The organism is Pseudomonas sp. H1_F01 (assembly GCF_054681425.1).
On record NZ_CP162823.1, the window covers coordinates 6,259,130 to 6,274,804 of the forward strand.

Genomic DNA, 15,675 nt, shown 5'->3' on the forward strand with positions numbered 1-15,675 from the left:
GCAGCCTTTGCTCTGTGACAAAAGCACGCATGTCACTCAAGACTTTAGTCGTATGACCGATAAGTCAGGTAACACCAGTCACAGCCCCGCACGGACGCGGCTACTTCCGGTACTTTCCATGTCCCTACGTAATATGAACATCGCGCCGCGGGCGTTTCTGGGGTTTGCCCTGATCGGCGCCCTGATGCTGGCCCTCGGGGTGTTTGCCCTGACCCAGATGAGCACCATTCGCGCATCCGGCGAAAGCATCACCCAGAACAGCGTGCCTAGCATCAAGGCACTGAACGAGTTCACCCAACTCACCCTGCGGCTGCGCGTGCTGTCCTATCGCTTGCTGACCAATCGCGAGCCGGACACCCAGCAGAAAACCTTCGATCTGCTCGATCAACGCAACCAGCAGATCCGCGCTGCCCAGCTCACGTACGAGAAACTCATCAGCGCCCCGGACGAACGGGCCGCCTACGATCAATATGTGCAACTGCTGGGGCAATACCGTCAGCTCGAAGAGCGGATGAAAACCCTGTCGCGCAACAATCAGACCGATGAACTGCGGGCCCTGCTCAACACCGAACTGCTGAGCAACTCCGAAGCCATCAACGCGGCTCTCAACCGTCTGCTGGATCTCAATAACCAACAAGCCGAGGCCTTCAATCAGGGTGCGGCACAGCAATATTCAACGGCCTTCAACTGGGTCGTCGCGCTGCTGGTCATCGCCACCGGCCTGACCCTGTTGTTCGCCTGGCTGCTGACCAACAGCATCACCAAGCCGATTGCCAACGCGCTGGATGCCGCCGAGGAAATCGCCAAGGGCAACCTGACCCGCCCGATTGTCGTCGATGGCAGCGACGAAGCCGGTCGCCTGCTGCGGGCGATGTCGACCATGCAGGAAAAACTGCGCGACACTTTGCAGCGGATCTCAGGGTCGGCCACACAGCTTGCGTCGGCGGCCGAAGAGCTCAACGCCGTCACCGACGAAAGTGCTCGTGGCCTGACCCAGCAGAACAACGAAATCGAGCAGGCCGCCACCGCGGTCAACGAAATGACCAGCGCCGTGGAAGAAGTCGCGCGCAATGCGGTGAGCACCTCCGAAGCCTCGAAAAACGCCACCACCTCCGCAGGCGATGGTCGCGACCTGGTACAGGAAACCGTCAGCGCCATCGAACGCATGAGCGCCGATGTGCAAAGCACTGCCGCCTTGATCGGCAACCTGGCCGATGAGTCCCGTGACATCGGCAAGGTGCTGGACGTGATCCGCGGCCTGGCCGACCAGACCAACCTGTTGGCGCTGAACGCCGCCATCGAAGCCGCCCGTGCCGGTGAGGCTGGTCGTGGTTTTGCCGTGGTCGCCGACGAAGTCCGCGCCCTGGCCCACCGCACCCAACAGTCGACCAGCGAGATCGAGCGCATGATCGGCAGCATCCAGAGCGGCACCGAACACGCTGTGGATTCGATGCGCAACAGCACCGAACGCGCGGAGTCGACGCTGAACATCGCCCGCGGTGCCGGCATGTCCCTGGACACGATCAACACCGCCATCGTCGAGATCAACGAACGCAACCTGGTGATCGCCAGTGCCGCCGAAGAACAGGCCCAGGTGGCCCGTGAAGTGGACCGCAACCTGGTGAACATCCGCGACCTGTCGGTGCAATCGGCCACCGGCGCCAACCAGACCAGCGCCGCCAGTGCCGAACTGTCGCGCCTGGCCGTGGATCTGAACAGCATGGTTGGGCGGTTCAGCCTTTAACCCCTGATGATCGGTCCCACGCTCCGCGTGGGACCGATCAGCCCCCCTCCCTCCCAACCTTTTTTGACAGCATCACATTTCAACAGGTTAGAATCGCTGGCACGCAGACTGCATGGTCAGCCTGTGCCCGCCCTTCAGTTTTCCCGGAGTAACGCCTTTGACTGCGACGACCATCAACAGCCTGTTCTTGATCGGCGCGTTGCTGGTAGGTGCGAGCATTCTGGTGAGTTCTCTTTCGTCCCGCCTGGGCATCCCGATCCTGGTGATCATCCTGGCCGTGGGCATGGTGGCCGGTGTCGACGGCGCCGGTATTCTTTTCGATAACTACGCCACGGCCTACCTGGTCGGCAACCTCGCATTGGCCGTCATCCTGTTGGACGGTGGCCTGCGCACGCGGGTGTCGAGCTTTCGCGTCGCACTGTGGCCGGCGTTGTCGCTGGCCACCGTCGGTGTATTGATCACCACCGGGCTGACCGGCCTGGCGGCGGCGTGGCTGTTCAACCTGAACCTGATCCAGGGGCTGCTGATCGGCGCCATCGTCGGTTCCACCGATGCCGCGGCGGTGTTCTCGCTGCTGGGCGGCAAGGGCCTGAACGAACGGGTCAGCGCCACCCTCGAGATCGAGTCCGGCAGCAACGACCCCATGGCGGTGTTCCTGACCGTTACCCTGATCGGTATGCTCGCCAGCGGCGAAACCGGCCTGCATTGGAGCCTGCTGGGGCATCTGGTGCGCGAGTTTGGCATCGGCGCGGTGCTTGGCCTGGGCGGCGGCTGGCTGATGCTGCAACTGGTCAATCGCATCAACCTGGCCAACGGCCTGTACCCGATCCTGGTCATCAGCGGCGGCCTGGCGGTATTCGCCTTGACCAACGCCCTGCACGGCAGCGGCTTCCTGGCGGTGTATCTGTGCGGCCTGGTGATCGGCAACCGCCCGGTGCGCAGTCGCCACGGCATCCTGCATATGCTCGATGGCATGGCCTGGCTGGCACAGATCGGCATGTTCCTGGTGCTGGGGTTGCTGGTCACCCCCCACGACCTGCTGCCCATCGCCCTGCCCGCCCTGGGCCTGGCATTGTGGATGATTCTGTTTGCACGTCCGCTGTCGGTCGTGGTCGGCCTGCTGCCATTCAAGGCGTTCCACGGTCGCGAAAAAGCTTTTATCTCCTGGGTCGGCCTGCGCGGCGCGGTGCCGATCATCCTGGCGGTGTTCCCGTTGATGGCTGGCCTGCCCCACGCCCAGCTCTATTTCAACCTGGCGTTCTTTATCGTGCTGGTCTCGCTGTTGGTGCAGGGCACCAGCCTGCCGTGGGTCGCCAAGTTGCTGCACGTGACCGTCCCGCCCGAGCCGCTGCCGATTTCCCGGGCGGCGCTGGAAGTCCATGTCACCAGCGAGTGGGAGTTGTTCATCTATCGCCTGGGCGCGGAAAAATGGTGCATCGGCTCGCCCCTGCGGGACCTGAAAATGCCGAACGGCACGCGCATCGCCGCCCTGTTTCGTGGCCAGCAATTGCTCCATCCGTCGGGTAGTACCGTGCTGGAAGTCGGTGATTTACTGTGTGTTATCGGCCATGAACACGACTTGCCGGCCCTGGGAAAACTGTTCAGCCAGGCGCCGCAACGGGGCCTGGATCTGCGTTTCTTCGGCGACTTCGTACTCGAAGGAGACGCCCAGCTGGCCGCGGTTGCGGCGCTGTACGGACTGAAGCTGGACGGCATCGATCCCGACATGTCCCTGGGCCGCTTCATTGCCCAGAAGGTCGGCGGTGCGCCGGTAGTCGGCGACCAGGTGGATTGGAACAACACCCTATGGACCGTCGCGGTCATGGACGGGAACAAGATCGCCAAAGTGGGCGTCAGATTCCCCGAAGGAAGTCGCCCGGGTCCCGGCTTGTTCCTCTAAACTGCTCCCACTCTCACTTGCTCGACCGGTCTTTATGCCTACCCTGCGCTCCTTTTTCGCCATCGCCCTGCTGGGCCTGAGTCTCTCCGTCTGCACACTGCAAGCCGCTGACCTTCCCGCCAGCGCTTCAGTGCAGTCCAGCCTGGACAAAATCGCCGACCGCAAACTGCCGGAAGCCGAGCAGAAAGCCCTGCAGGCGATCTTGCAGAACACGCTGACCCAGCTCAGCAACAAGGCCGACTACGAACAGAAGCTGCAGGCGCTCAAACAGCAACTGGCCACTGCGCCCAAGCAGAACATCGAGAACCAGCGCGAACTGGCGCGGCTCAAGGGCACCACGGTGGTGCCGGTGGCGCAACGCTACGCCAACCTGCCGATTCCCCAGCTCGAGCAAATGCTCACGGATCGCTCCACCCAGCAGGGTGACCTGCAAAAAGCCCTGGCTGACGCCAACAGTCTGATCATCACCGCCCAGACCCGCCCCGAGCGGGCCCAGGCGGAAATCTCCAACAGCCAGACCCGCATCCAGCAGATCAACGCCATCCTCAAGGCCGGCCGAGACGCTGGCAAAACCCTGAGCGCCGAGCAGCGCGACCAGCTCAACGCCGAGCTGGCGGCGCTCAATGCGCTGATTCCGCTGCGCCGCCAGGAGCTGGCCGGCAACAGCCAACTGCAGGACCTGGGCAACGGTCAGCACGATTTGCTGATGGAAAAAATCGCCCGCACGGAGCAGGAAATCCAGGACCTGCAAAACCTGATCAACCAGAAGCGCCTGGCCCAGTCCCAGGAAACGGTGACCCAGCAATCCATCGAAGCCCAGAAGGCCGGCGGCAGCAGCCTGCTGGCAACCGAAAGCGCGGCCAACCTGAAGCTCTCCGACTACCTGCTCAAGAGCACCGACCGCCTCAACGAGGTCACCCAGCAGAACCTGCAGACCAAGCAACTGTTGGACAGCGTCACCCAGACCGACGCCGCCCTGGACGAGCAGATCAGCGTGCTCAAGGGCAGCCTGCTGCTCTCCAAGATCCTCTACAAGCAACGCCAGACCCTGCCGCGCCTGAAGCTGGACCAGAACCTGGCCGACCAGATCGCCGACATCCGCCTGTACCAGTTCGAAGTCAGCCAACAGCGCGAGCTGCTGAACAATCCCAGCGCCTATGTCGACAGCCTGCTGGCCTCCCAGCCGTCGGAGCAAGCCACACCGCAACTGCGCAAGACCTTGCTGGAACTGGCTCTGACCCGCGTCGACCTGCTGGAACGCCTGAACCGCGAATTGAGCGCAGTGCTCAACGAATCCATCACCCTGCAGCTCAACCAGAAACAACTGCTCAGCACCGCGCAAAACCTGCGCGAGACCCTTGAAGAGCAGATGTTCTGGATCCCCAGCAACAAACCATTGGATTTCGACTGGATGCGCGGCGTGCCGCTGCGCCTGGAGAAACAGATCGACTCACTGCCCTGGGCTTCGAGCCTCAGTGAGCTGGCCGATGGCCTGACCCAACGGCCGTTGCTGTTCCTGCCCCTGGCGCTGCTGATCGGTGCGTTGCTGTGGCGGCGCAAGAGTCTCTATGCCCGACTGAACAAGGTTCACCAGGACGTTGGCCACTTCAAGCGCGACAGCCAATGGCACACGCCCCAGGCGATCCTGATCAATATTCTCCTGGCGATGCCGTTGGCGTTGGCGCTGGCCCTGTGCGGCTACGCCCTGCAGATCGACGCTCGTGGCCAGAACGCCAACCTCGGCGCGGCGCTGCTGCAGATCGGCCAAGCCTGGCTGGTGTTCTACACGGCCTATCGAGTACTGGCCCCCGGCGGCGTGGCCGAATTGCATTTCCGCTGGGAGAAACCCCAGGTCGAATTCCTCCAGGGCTGGATCCGCCGCCTCGGGCTGGTGGTGCTGGCGCTGGTAGCCGTGGTGGCCGTGGCCGAACTGCAACCCTCGGCCCTGGCCGACGACGTGCTGGGCATGCCGGTGGTGCTGACCTGCTACGCGTTGATGGCGTGGTTGCTCAGCCGCCTGCTGCTGAGCAGCCCTACACACAAGAACACCTCGCTGTTCCGCAAGGCGGTCGGGGTGCTGTTCACCGCCCTGCCGATCGCGCTGTTCGTGGCGGTGTGCTTCGGCTACTACTACACCGCGCTGAAGCTCAGCGACCGGTTGATCAACACCCTGTACCTGCTGATGTTCTGGCTGGTGATCGAGGCCACCTTCGTCCGCGGCCTGTCGGTCGCGGCGCGGCGCCTGGCCTACCAGCGTGCCCTGGCCAAGCGCCAGGCCGCCAAGGAGGCCGGCGACGGCGAAGCGGTGGTCGAGGAACCGACCCTGGACATCGAAAAGGTCAACGAGCAGTCCCTGCGCCTGATTCGCCTGGCGCTGCTGGGCGGTTTCATCGCCGCGCTGTACTGGGTCTGGTCGGACCTGATCAGCGTGTTCTCGTACCTGGACAACATCACTCTCTACGAATACACCAGCGGCACTGGCGCGAACATGAGCATGGTGCCCATCAGCATCGGTGACATGCTCGGGGCGCTGATCATCATCGGCATCACCTTCGCCCTGGCGCGCAACCTGCCGGGCCTGCTGGAAGTGTTCGTGCTGTCGAAACTGAACCTGGCCCAGGGCAGTGCCTATGCCACCACCACGCTGCTGTCCTATGTGATCGCCGGCGTCGGTTTCGTCACCACCCTGTCCACCCTGGGTGTGAGCTGGGACAAACTGCAATGGCTGGTGGCCGCGCTGTCGGTGGGCCTGGGCTTCGGCATGCAGGAGATCTTCGCCAACTTCATCTCCGGCATCATGATCCTGTTCGAGCGTCCGGTGCGCATCGGCGACACCATCACCATCGGCAACCTGTCGGGCACGGTCAGCAAGATCCGCATTCGGGCGACCACCATCACCGACTTCGACCGCAAGGACATCATCGTCCCGAACAAGACCTTCATCACCGGGCAACTGATCAACTGGTCGCTGACCGACACCGTCACCCGGGTAACCCTGAAACTGGGCGTGGACTACGGTTCGGACCTGGACCGGGTGCGCGAATTGCTGCTCAAGGCCGCCCGCGAGAACCCACGTGTGCTGAAGGAACCGGAACCGATCGTGTACTTCCTCAACTTCGGTGAAAGCACCCTGGACCATGAGCTGCGCATGCACGTGCGCGACCTCGGCGACCGCAACCCGGTATTGGACGAGATCAACCGGTTCATCAACCGTGAGTTCAAGAAGGAGCACATCAACATCTCCTTCCGGCAGATGGAAATCTATCTGAAGAACCTGCAAGGCCAGGAATACAAACTGGTGCCCGCCGAGCCTGATAAAAAGACCCTCACGCCCGTGCCCTCGACCGTAGCCAACATCAAACCGGTGCCCGAGCCGCCGCAAGACACACTCGACTGATGCGCGCTGCCTGAGGGCGGCGCGCCGGAGACGGCCATGAAAACGCTGGAAACCTTGACCTTCGATAACCGCTTCGCCCGCCTGGGCGACGGTTTATCGACCCACGTGCTGCCCGAGCCCATCGACAATCCGCGGCTGGTCGTCGCCAGCCCGGCCGCCATGGCACTGCTGGACCTGGACCCGGTGGAAGCCGAGGCACCGCTGTTTGCCGAGATCTTTGGCGGCCACAAGCTCTGGGCCGAAACCGAGCCCCGGGCGATGGTGTATTCGGGGCATCAGTTCGGTCACTACAACCCGCAACTGGGCGATGGCCGCGGGCTGCTGCTGGGCGAGGTGTACAACGAGGCCGGCGAACACTGGGACCTGCACCTCAAGGGCGCCGGCCAGACGCCGTTCTCACGGATGGGCGACGGGCGCGCGGTGCTGCGCTCCTCTATCCGCGAATTCCTCGCCTCCGAAGCCCTGCACGCCCTGGGCATCCCCACTACCCGCGCCTTGTGCGTGATCGGCTCCGACACCCCGGTGTGGCGCGAAAAGCAGGAGCGCGCCGCCATGGTGCTGCGCCTGGCACCCAGCCACGTACGCTTCGGGCATTTCGAATATTTCTACTACACCAAGAAACCCGAGCTGCATGCGGCCCTCGCCGAGCACGTGTTGAACCTGCACTTTGCCGAGTGCCGTGAACAACCGGAGCCGTACCTGGCGATGTTCCGCGAGATCGTCGAGCGCAACGCCGAGCTGATTGCCAAATGGCAGGCTTACGGTTTCTGCCACGGCGTGATGAACACCGACAACATGTCGATCCTGGGCATCACCTTCGACTTCGGGCCGTTCGCCTTCCTCGACGACTTCGACGCCAACTTCATCTGCAACCACTCCGATGACCAGGGCCGCTACTCGTTCAGCAACCAGGTGCCCATCGGCCAGTGGAACCTCAGCGCCCTGGCCCAGGCCTTGACGCCGTTCATCAGCGTCGAAGCCCTGCGTGAGACCCTTGGCCTGTACTTGCCGCTATACCAGGCCCACTACCTGGACCTGATGCGCCGCCGCCTCGGCCTGACCCGCGCCGAGGAGGATGACCAGAAACTGCTGGAGCGCCTGCTGCAATTGATGCAGAACAGCGGCGTCGACTACAGCCTGTTCTTCCGCCGGCTGGGCGACCAAGCCCCCGAGCAAGCCATCGCCACCCTGCGCGATGACTTCGTCGACCTCAAGGGATTCGATGCCTGGGGCGAGCTTTACATCGCCCGCGTCAACCGCGACGGCGCTGTCGAGCAAGACCAGCGCCGCGCCCGGATGCACGCGGTGAACCCGCTGTATGTGCTGCGCAACTACCTGGCGCAGAAAGCCATCGACGCCGCCGAATCCGGCGACTACGAAGAAGTCCGCCGCCTGCACACGGTGCTGAGCAAGCCGTTCGAGGAACAACCCGGCATGGACAGCTACGCGCAACGTCCGCCGGAGTGGGGCAAGCATCTGGAGATCAGTTGCTCGTCGTAACCCTTGCCGCCAAACACATGACCCTGTGACGAGGGAGCTTGCTCCCGCTGGGCAGCGTTGTAGGAGCTGTCGAGTGCAACGAGGCTGCGATCTTTCCCCAGACACTTGAATCCCAAGCGAAAGATCAAAAGATCGCTGCCTTCGGCAGCTCCTACAGAGCCGAGCGGGAGCAGGCTCTCATGGAACAAATTGCAACCATGTGATTTTTAAGGCTGAAAACACATATTGATCGTTCCCACGCTCCTGCGTGGGAATGTCGCCAGGGACGCTCCGCGTTCCGCTTCTGGGGTGTGACGCAGAGCGTCACGGGATGCATTCCCACGCAGAGCGTGGGAACGATCAAAAACAGATACCTCGTGGATGTCGCTCTAGTTCCCTGCGCGACAGCGCAGCGTCGAAGACGCGGCGGCCACTCCCTCGCCACAGTTAGCGCGCCAAGCCATCAAATAAAGGTCTCAACCGATACGCCGAAGCGCTCCGCCAACCAGCGGATCTGCCTTAAATTGAGCTGGCGCTTGCCGCTCAATATCTCCGATACCACCGACTGGGCGCCTATGCCCGGCAAATCGCTCTGGCTCAAACCGTGTTCGCGCATCAGATAACGAAGCGCCTCAACACCAGTGGCCTTGGGCATCGGCCGGTGTTGATGATCCCAGGCCTCGATCCATTCACCGATGATGTCCACCAGGCTCATCAGCGGATGGGCTTCTTCTTCGCCAACCAACTCCAACAATTCATCGAGCGCTGCAACCAACCGGTCGTAATCCTCTTCGCTCCTGGGCTTACGCAGCAGGGGCGACACAAACTCCCAATGGGCGGCGACTTGTTCGATCAGTGCACTCATCCCTTTTCCTCCTTCCACTTGCCTCTGTCGTATTCCCGATGGTCAAGCACGCATTTGATATACAGACGCTGCGCTCGGTATCGAATCACCGCAATCAGCCGCAACTTGTTTCCACCGATGTCAAACACATGCAGCGGACCGACCTTATCGGTTGCCGGAAATATGGATTTCATCGCCGCGAAATCAGCCGGACTATTGCGCTTGATCAGCCGATACCATTGATCCAACGCATTCGCTGAATGTGGCCATTTATCCTTGGCCTCCCAAATGCGTTTCTCAGTGATCACATGCATGCAACGTCCTTATCGCATTTTGCTATGGGGAAGTTAAACACAAATCTGGCGCATCGCAAATTGCGATAGCGCCAGTTAGACAAATGGTTAGCTCTTGCTGGTTTCCAGCCTAATCGCCAAAAGCTTTAGGCCTCGGTAAGAAATGTGAGCAGATATGAGTCCTGCTCATCCAACCTTATCGTTCCCCTGCTCAGGCGTCTCGATCCCCGGCTCTGCCTCTTCAACCCCCTTCTCCTTGGGTTTGGCCGCGGGCTTCTCCTCCGGGTAGCCGGGCAAGCCGCGGGCGTCTTCAGGGGTCAGTTCATCCCGGTCGTGGCGGCGATCGATGGCATAAGAAGGGGCGGCGTTGGGGTCTTCGTCGCGACCGGCGGTGCCGAGGACGAAGCCGTCGTCGTTGGGGTTGTCCACTGCCTGGGGAGTGGCTGGGTCTTGAGGATGGCTCATGGGACCTCCTGAGATTGCAAGCAGGTACGTGGTGTCTTTTTGAGGCCGTGACACCTTTTCAGTGCGGCGCACCTGATGAATGGCAGCCTTGGATAACTTTGGCGAACCCCGGAAGGAAGGTCGGTGAACAGCCTGTGAGAGCTGAGCTTGCTCGCGATGAAGGCACCCTCGACCTACCGGAAGACCGCGTTATCGTTCATCGCGAGCAAGCTCAGCTCCCACAGAAGCACGCTCACTCAAGGGAGTCTGCCCTACGCCATATCACTCTGACTGAATTCCTCGGCCAGAAAATCAATCAGCGTACGCACCGACGGCAGCAACCCGCGTCGTGAAGCAAAGATCGCATGGACGATCCCGCACTTGGGTGTCCAGCCCGGCACCAGCTCCACCAGCCGGCCGGCCGCTATGTCTTCGCGGACCACCACGGTGGGCAGATGGGCAATGCCAATGCCGGCCAGCACGGCGTGACGCAGGGCGAGCAGGTCGTCGGTGACCATGCGCGGTTCATGGCGGATCAGCGCACGGGTGCCGTCCGGGCCGAACAATTCCCACTGGTATTCACGCTGCGCCGCGCCCCAATGCACGCTGGGCAAGCCGTTGAGGTCTGCCGGGGAAGCCGGTGAAGACAAGCGCTCCAGGTAAGCCGGACTGCCCACCAGGCACTGGGTACTGTTGCTCAGCACTTTCATGACCATGTCGGTGTTTTCCAGCGGCGGAAAGCGTACCCGCAAGGCGATATCGAACCCTTCATGGATCAGGTCCACCCGGCGGTTGGTGCTCTCGATGAACAACTCCACCCGCGGATACTTGAGCATATAGCGGGTCAGCATCGGCCCGACCCAACTGTTGAGCAGTGCCGTCGGGCAACTGATGCGCACCAGCCCTTGGGGCTCGGAGCGATTGCGCTCGATCACTTCCGCTGCACTCTCGGCTTCGACCCGCATCGCCAGGCAGCGCTGGTAATAGGCCTGGCCGATCTCCGTCAATGTGCAGTGGCGGCTGGTGCGATGGAGCAAGCGTACCCCGAGCCGATCTTCCAACTGGGCGATACGCCGGCTGAGCTTGGACTTTGGCATGTCCAGCGCCCGGCCCGCAGCGGCGAACCCACGGTGCTCGACCACCTGGGTGAAGTAGTAAAGCGTGTTGAGGTCTTCGATGATCGTTCTCCAAATAGAACGCTAAGGCGGATTTTTGCAGTCTAGCGCATCAAAGGTGCCAGTTTTAATCTACACCCATCGAAACGCAACACGGGTTGAAGCCGGGGCGCTTCGACCGGATGAGTCACCGAACATCGCTACACCGACATTGAAAACCTTAACCACGCCGACACCTTCGGCAACCAAAACTTAATGAGGACTACGCCATGACCACTTCCTACAACCGTCTCGACAAAGATAACGCCGCCGTCCTGCTGGTGGACCATCAAGCCGGCCTGCTGTCCCTGGTGCGCGACATCGACCCGGACCGTTTCAAGAACAACGTGCTGGCCCTGGCCGATCTGGCGAAGTACTTCCAGCTGCCGACCATCCTCACCACCAGCTTCGAAACCGGCCCCAACGGCCCGTTGATGCCCGAGCTCAAGAGCCTGTTCCCGGACGCGCCGTACATCGCTCGCCCCGGCCAGATCAACGCCTGGGACAACGAAGATTTCGTCAAAGCCATCAAGGCCACCGGCAAGAAGCAACTGATCATCGCTGGTGTGGTTACTGAAGTCTGCGTGGCCTTCCCGGCACTGTCGGCCCTGGCCGAAGGTTTCGACGTGTTCGTGGTTACCGATGCGTCCGGCACGTTCAACGAACTGACCCGTCAATCGGCCTGGGACCGCATGTCGTCCTCGGGTGCTCAGTTGATGACCTGGTTCGGCCTGGCTTGTGAACTGCACCGCGACTGGCGCAACGACGTGGAAGGGCTGGCGACCTTGTTCTCCAACCACATCCCGGACTACCGCAACCTGATGACCAGCTACAACACGCTGACCAACGCCAAATAACAGCCACACCGATTTACCCCTGTGGGAGCGAGCTCGCTCCCACAAGTTTTTGTGGTGGTTTCTATATAGTGTTCAATCTGTACCCATGATTTTCTGGAGACTGACCTGATGCTGATCCCCTGCCCCCATTGCAACGGGCTCAATCGCATACCCGCCGAACGCCTGGGCGACCAGCCCAAGTGCGGGCGCTGCAAGGCCCAGGTGTTATTGAGCAAACCGTTCGAACTCAAGCAAGGCGACTACGCCAGCCAGATCAAAGGCGACCTGCCATTGCTGGTGGATGTATGGGCCGATTGGTGTGGGCCGTGCAAGTCCTTCGCGCCCGTGTTCGAACAAGCCGCTACGCAGCTGTCGGGCAAATGCCGCTTGGCCAAGCTCGACAGCGAGGCCAACCAGCAATTATCGGCGCAGCTGGGAATCCGCTCGATTCCCAGCCTGATCCTGTTCAAGAACGGCCGGGAAGTGGCGCGCCAGAGTGGGGCGCTGCCGTTGCCGCAGTTGATGGCTTGGTTGCGCAGCCAGGGGATTTGAATCAAATCGCTCATGCGGGAGCGGGCTTTGTGGGAGCAAAGCTTGCTCGCGATCCAGGCGCTGCGGTCCTCAAGAGACCGCGGCGTTTTCATCGCGGGCAAGCCTTGCTCCCACACAGTTGCTCCCACATTGGTTTTACACAGGCCAGATCAGGCGCTTTCCAGCAGGCTATGCAGCTCCATGAACTGCAAGGTCAGCTTGTGCCGTGGGTCGAGGTGGATCAGCGGCAGGCTGGCCTGGTGGGATTCGCGCATGCGCACCGAACTGCTCAGGTACACCGGCAATACCGGCAGCCCTTCGGCGATCAGTTCGTCGAGAATCTGCTGCGGCAGGCTGGCCCGGGCCTGGAACTGGTTGACCACGATGCCTTCGACTTCCAGGCCTTCGTTATGGTCGTCCTTGAGCTCTTCGATTTCCGCCAGCAGGCCATACAGCGCCTGCCTGGAGAAGCTGTCGCAGTCGAAGGGGATCAGTACCCGATCGGCGGCGATCAATGCTGAAACCGCATAGAAATTCAGTGCGGGCGGGGTGTCCAGGTAAATCCGGTCGTAATCTTCCTCCAGCTCTTCAAGCAGTTTGCGCAGCTTGTTGATCTTGTGCTTGGCCTCAAGCTTGGGCTGCAGATCCGTCAGCTCCGCCGTGGCGGTGATCACGTGCAGGTTGTCGAACGGCGTTTCGTAGATATCCACCTTGTTCTTTTTCGAGAACGGCCCGGACGACAGGGTTTGCTTGAAGAAGTCGGCAATGCCCATGGGAATGTCATCGCCGGTCAAACCAGTCAGGTATTGAGTGGAGTTGGCCTGGGCATCCAGGTCCACCAACAGCGTGCGATAGCCTTCGCTGGCGCTCACTGCCGCCAGATTGCAGGCGATACTGGATTTGCCCACGCCACCTTTCTGATTGAACACCACACGCCGCATGTCAAAACCTCCGTGTATCAAAGATTCCCGAGTGTAGTAGGCAGCGACACCGCTTAGCTACCTTCTGCGTAGAAGGACTACAAGCAACAGTGGCTTTTCCAACGATTCAGGCGTCAATTCGTCCAGACCGTGACAGAAACAACCGACAGACAGGCTCATGATGATCGCGACAATGGTCCAAGCCTGGCCTTGAGCGGACCAACTCGTACATTTCGTTGGGCAAAATGTAACCAATATTTGCTACAAGCCAGTCGCACCGGGATAATGCGCGCCACTTGGGTCTCAAGACCATGCAGGGATGGACGCGGGTCAAGCCACTGAACCGTGACAATAAAAGCCCGCAGGGGTGGGATGAATTTTTGTGATCAATTTCAATATCGCCCAATGGCGCGCATGGGCCCCTGGGCTCGAAAGCGTGGACGATTGGCAGGCATGGAGCCGACAGCCGGTCGTATTGCCGGCCAGCGATGCCGCCCCTGACGTTTCGTTCCTGCCGGCCATGCAGCGCCGGCGCCTCAGCCGCCTGGCGCGGATGGCCTTCAGTGTTGGCTGGCCGCTGGCCGAGGGCCGGCCGGACCTACCGTTGGTCTTTATTTCCCGCCACGGCGAAACCCCGCGCACTTTTGAGATTCTCAAGGACCTGGCAGCCGACCAGCCTTTGTCGCCGACCCAATTCAGTCTGTCGGTGCACAACGCGGTGATTGGCCTGTGGTCGATCATGCGCGGCGAAACCAGCGAAATGACCGCCCTGGCCGCCACTGGCGATGGCCTGGAACACGGCGTGCTGGAGGCCGTCGCGCTGTTGAACGAAGGGTCGCCTGCGGTGCTGCTGGTGATCACCGAAGAACAACCTCCGCAAGTCTATGCACCGTGGGTCGATGACGTGCCGTTTCCCTATGCCATGGGCCTGCTGCTGACCCCGGGCGATGACTGGCAACTGGACCTGTGCGCGCAGGCCGGCCAATCGCCGGGCAGCGACTGGCCCCATGCCCTGGATCTATTGCGTACGCTGCTGGACGACAAAACCACCTGCCAACATGCCTGGAAGAATCGTGTATGGACCTGGCAACGCAACCGGTGACCGGGAAACATCGAGACGCCTATTACTGGCGCCTGATCGCGACCGCTGCAAGCTTCGCCCTGTTCGGGCTGGGCGGGCTGTGCCTGCGTTTGCTGGTGTTCCCGCTGCTGGCCTGGTGGCCCGGCGATGCCCAGGCCCACCGCCAAAGGGCGCGCCGCACGGTCGGGCGGTTGTTCTGGTTCTTTATCCGGTTCATGGCCCGCACCGGCGTGCTCACCTACAAAATCGATGGCGCCGAACGACTCGGGCGCCCCGGGCAGATGATCATTGCCAACCACCCGTCGCTGATCGACGTGGTGTTCCTGATCGGGCTGGTGCGCGACGCCAACTGCGTGGTCAAGCAAAGCCTCTGGGACAACCCCTTTACCCGGGGCCCGTTGCATTCGACCCAATACATCAGCAACGACGGCAGCATGGACATGCTCGATGCCGCCAGCGACGCCCTGCAAGAGGGCCAGACGCTGATCGTCTTCCCCGAAGGGACGCGCACCCAGCCAGGCCAGGTGCCGGCCTTTCATCGGGGGGCGGCGGCCATCGCCCTGCGGGGTGCGAAAATCCTCACACCCGTCACGATCAAGGTCTGCCCCACGACCCTGACCAAGGCTGAACCCTGGTATCGCATCCCCCAGCGCCGCGTGCACTTCAGTTTTCACGTCGGGGCCGATATAGACCCACAGGCGTTCGCCGCGCTCGGCCCGCCACCCCAGGCTTCGCGCAGGCTCAACGATTTTCTGCATCACTATTACATCAAGGAGCTCGCCGAAGATGAGCGATCTGCACCGTGACATCAAACAGCTGATCATCGAAGCGCTCGGCCTGGAAGACATTGAAGTCGATGACATCGGCGACCATCAGACCCTGTTCGGCGAAGGCTTGGGCCTGGACTCTGTGGATGCCCTGGAACTAGGCCTGGCGATCCAGAAGAAGTACGGCATCAAGATAGACGCCGACGCCAAGGACACCCGTAACCATTTCAGCAATGTGGCAAGCCTTGCGGCCTTCGTCACTGCAAAACGCCCCTGAGACCGGAT

13 protein-coding genes and 2 pseudogenes are annotated in these 15,675 nt (G+C 61.6%); 10 read left to right on the forward strand and 5 right to left on the reverse strand.

What is annotated here, in order from left to right; all coding sequences use genetic code 11:
• Nucleotides 1-184: 184 nt before the first annotated feature.
• From AB4O09_RS28160 to selO, 5 genes and pseudogenes are all read left to right on the forward strand, one after another.
• Nucleotides 185-841, forward strand: a pseudogene (locus tag AB4O09_RS28160) (MCP four helix bundle domain-containing protein); the annotation flags it as partial.
• A 303-nt stretch (nucleotides 842-1,144) separates the two neighbouring features.
• Nucleotides 1,145-1,744 (forward strand): annotated as a pseudogene (locus tag AB4O09_RS28165) (methyl-accepting chemotaxis protein); the annotation flags it as partial.
• A gap of 157 nt (nucleotides 1,745-1,901) precedes the next feature.
• Nucleotides 1,902-3,644, forward strand: a complete 1,743-nt coding sequence (locus tag AB4O09_RS28170) for a potassium/proton antiporter (RefSeq protein WP_013692106.1) — start codon at nucleotides 1,902-1,904, stop codon at nucleotides 3,642-3,644.
• 34 nt (nucleotides 3,645-3,678) lie between these two features.
• On the forward strand, nucleotides 3,679-7,041 hold the full coding sequence (gene mscK, locus AB4O09_RS28175) for a mechanosensitive channel MscK (protein WP_003197066.1): 3,363 nt from the start codon (nucleotides 3,679-3,681) through the stop codon (nucleotides 7,039-7,041).
• 36 nt (nucleotides 7,042-7,077) lie between these two features.
• Nucleotides 7,078-8,541 (forward strand): protein adenylyltransferase SelO, encoded by a 1,464-nt coding sequence (gene selO, locus AB4O09_RS28180; protein ID WP_003197064.1) that lies wholly within the window; start codon nucleotides 7,078-7,080, stop codon nucleotides 8,539-8,541.
• Nucleotides 8,542-8,983: 442 nt separating this feature from the next.
• Here selO and AB4O09_RS28185 read toward each other — a convergent pair whose 3' ends face one another.
• The 4 genes from AB4O09_RS28185 to AB4O09_RS28200 all read right to left on the reverse strand — a co-directional run bounded on the left by AB4O09_RS28185 (nucleotide 8,984) and on the right by AB4O09_RS28200 (nucleotide 11,279).
• Nucleotides 8,984-9,385, reverse strand: a complete 402-nt coding sequence (locus tag AB4O09_RS28185) for a helix-turn-helix domain-containing protein (protein ID WP_003197061.1) — start codon at nucleotides 9,383-9,385, stop codon at nucleotides 8,984-8,986.
• The gene (locus tag AB4O09_RS28190) at nucleotides 9,382-9,678 is read right to left on the reverse strand and encodes a type II toxin-antitoxin system HigB family toxin (RefSeq protein ID WP_003197059.1); all 297 of its coding nucleotides are present in this window, start codon (nucleotides 9,676-9,678) and stop codon (nucleotides 9,382-9,384) included. The genes AB4O09_RS28185 and AB4O09_RS28190 overlap by 4 nt, the downstream gene beginning before the upstream one ends.
• 165 nt (nucleotides 9,679-9,843) lie before the next feature.
• Entirely contained in the window at nucleotides 9,844-10,122 is a 279-nt protein-coding gene (locus AB4O09_RS28195) for a hypothetical protein (protein WP_028237531.1), read from the reverse strand.
• Nucleotides 10,123-10,373: 251 nt separating this feature from the next.
• Complete coding sequence (locus tag AB4O09_RS28200) at nucleotides 10,374-11,279, reverse strand: LysR family transcriptional regulator (protein ID WP_193384111.1); 906 nt, start codon at nucleotides 11,277-11,279, stop codon at nucleotides 10,374-10,376.
• A gap of 206 nt (nucleotides 11,280-11,485) precedes the next feature.
• Between AB4O09_RS28200 and ycaC the strand changes: the two genes are divergently transcribed.
• Together ycaC and trxC are read left to right on the forward strand one after the other, a co-directional pair.
• Complete coding sequence (ycaC, locus tag AB4O09_RS28205; protein WP_003197053.1) at nucleotides 11,486-12,112, forward strand: isochorismate family cysteine hydrolase YcaC; 627 nt, start codon at nucleotides 11,486-11,488, stop codon at nucleotides 12,110-12,112.
• A gap of 108 nt (nucleotides 12,113-12,220) precedes the next feature.
• Nucleotides 12,221-12,643, forward strand: a complete 423-nt coding sequence (trxC, locus tag AB4O09_RS28210) for a thioredoxin TrxC (RefSeq protein WP_003197051.1) — start codon at nucleotides 12,221-12,223, stop codon at nucleotides 12,641-12,643.
• A gap of 149 nt (nucleotides 12,644-12,792) precedes the next feature.
• Here the strand turns inward: trxC and AB4O09_RS28215 are convergent, their stop codons facing one another.
• Complete coding sequence (locus AB4O09_RS28215; RefSeq protein ID WP_003197050.1) at nucleotides 12,793-13,563, reverse strand: ParA family protein; 771 nt, start codon at nucleotides 13,561-13,563, stop codon at nucleotides 12,793-12,795.
• Nucleotides 13,564-13,918: 355 nt separating this feature from the next.
• On the opposite strand from AB4O09_RS28215, the gene AB4O09_RS28220 reads away from it, so the two are divergent.
• Genes AB4O09_RS28220 through AB4O09_RS28230 form a run of 3 tightly spaced genes read left to right on the forward strand, consistent with a single transcriptional unit; the run spans nucleotide 13,919 to nucleotide 15,667 of the window.
• Entirely contained in the window at nucleotides 13,919-14,644 is a 726-nt protein-coding gene (locus tag AB4O09_RS28220; protein WP_027911932.1) for a beta-ketoacyl synthase chain length factor, read from the forward strand.
• The gene (locus tag AB4O09_RS28225; RefSeq protein WP_003197044.1) at nucleotides 14,620-15,429 is read left to right on the forward strand and encodes a lysophospholipid acyltransferase family protein; all 810 of its coding nucleotides are present in this window, start codon (nucleotides 14,620-14,622) and stop codon (nucleotides 15,427-15,429) included. The genes AB4O09_RS28220 and AB4O09_RS28225 overlap by 25 nt, the downstream gene beginning before the upstream one ends.
• Nucleotides 15,410-15,667 (forward strand): phosphopantetheine-binding protein, encoded by a 258-nt coding sequence (locus tag AB4O09_RS28230; RefSeq protein WP_003197042.1) that lies wholly within the window; start codon nucleotides 15,410-15,412, stop codon nucleotides 15,665-15,667. The genes AB4O09_RS28225 and AB4O09_RS28230 overlap by 20 nt, the downstream gene beginning before the upstream one ends.
• Nucleotides 15,668-15,675: the final 8 nt, after the last annotated feature.

Excerpts from the sequence above, each read along its gene's own strand:
- mscK (WP_003197066.1), top strand. The coding sequence starts at position 3,679 with ATGCCTACCCTGCGCTCCTTTTTCGCCATCGCCCTGCTGGGCCTGAGT.
- selO (WP_003197064.1), top strand. The coding sequence starts at position 7,078 with ATGAAAACGCTGGAAACCTTGACCTTCGATAACCGCTTCGCCCGCCTG.
- AB4O09_RS28185 (WP_003197061.1), bottom strand. The coding sequence starts at position 9,385 with ATGAGTGCACTGATCGAACAAGTCGCCGCCCATTGGGAGTTTGTGTCG.
- AB4O09_RS28190 (WP_003197059.1), bottom strand. The coding sequence starts at position 9,678 with ATGCATGTGATCACTGAGAAACGCATTTGGGAGGCCAAGGATAAATGG.
- AB4O09_RS28195 (WP_028237531.1), bottom strand. The coding sequence starts at position 10,122 with ATGAGCCATCCTCAAGACCCAGCCACTCCCCAGGCAGTGGACAACCCC.
- ycaC (WP_003197053.1), top strand. The coding sequence starts at position 11,486 with ATGACCACTTCCTACAACCGTCTCGACAAAGATAACGCCGCCGTCCTG.
- trxC (WP_003197051.1), top strand. The coding sequence starts at position 12,221 with ATGCTGATCCCCTGCCCCCATTGCAACGGGCTCAATCGCATACCCGCC.
- AB4O09_RS28215 (WP_003197050.1), bottom strand. The coding sequence starts at position 13,563 with ATGCGGCGTGTGGTGTTCAATCAGAAAGGTGGCGTGGGCAAATCCAGT.
- AB4O09_RS28225 (WP_003197044.1), top strand. The coding sequence starts at position 14,620 with ATGGACCTGGCAACGCAACCGGTGACCGGGAAACATCGAGACGCCTAT.
- AB4O09_RS28230 (WP_003197042.1), top strand. The coding sequence starts at position 15,410 with ATGAGCGATCTGCACCGTGACATCAAACAGCTGATCATCGAAGCGCTC.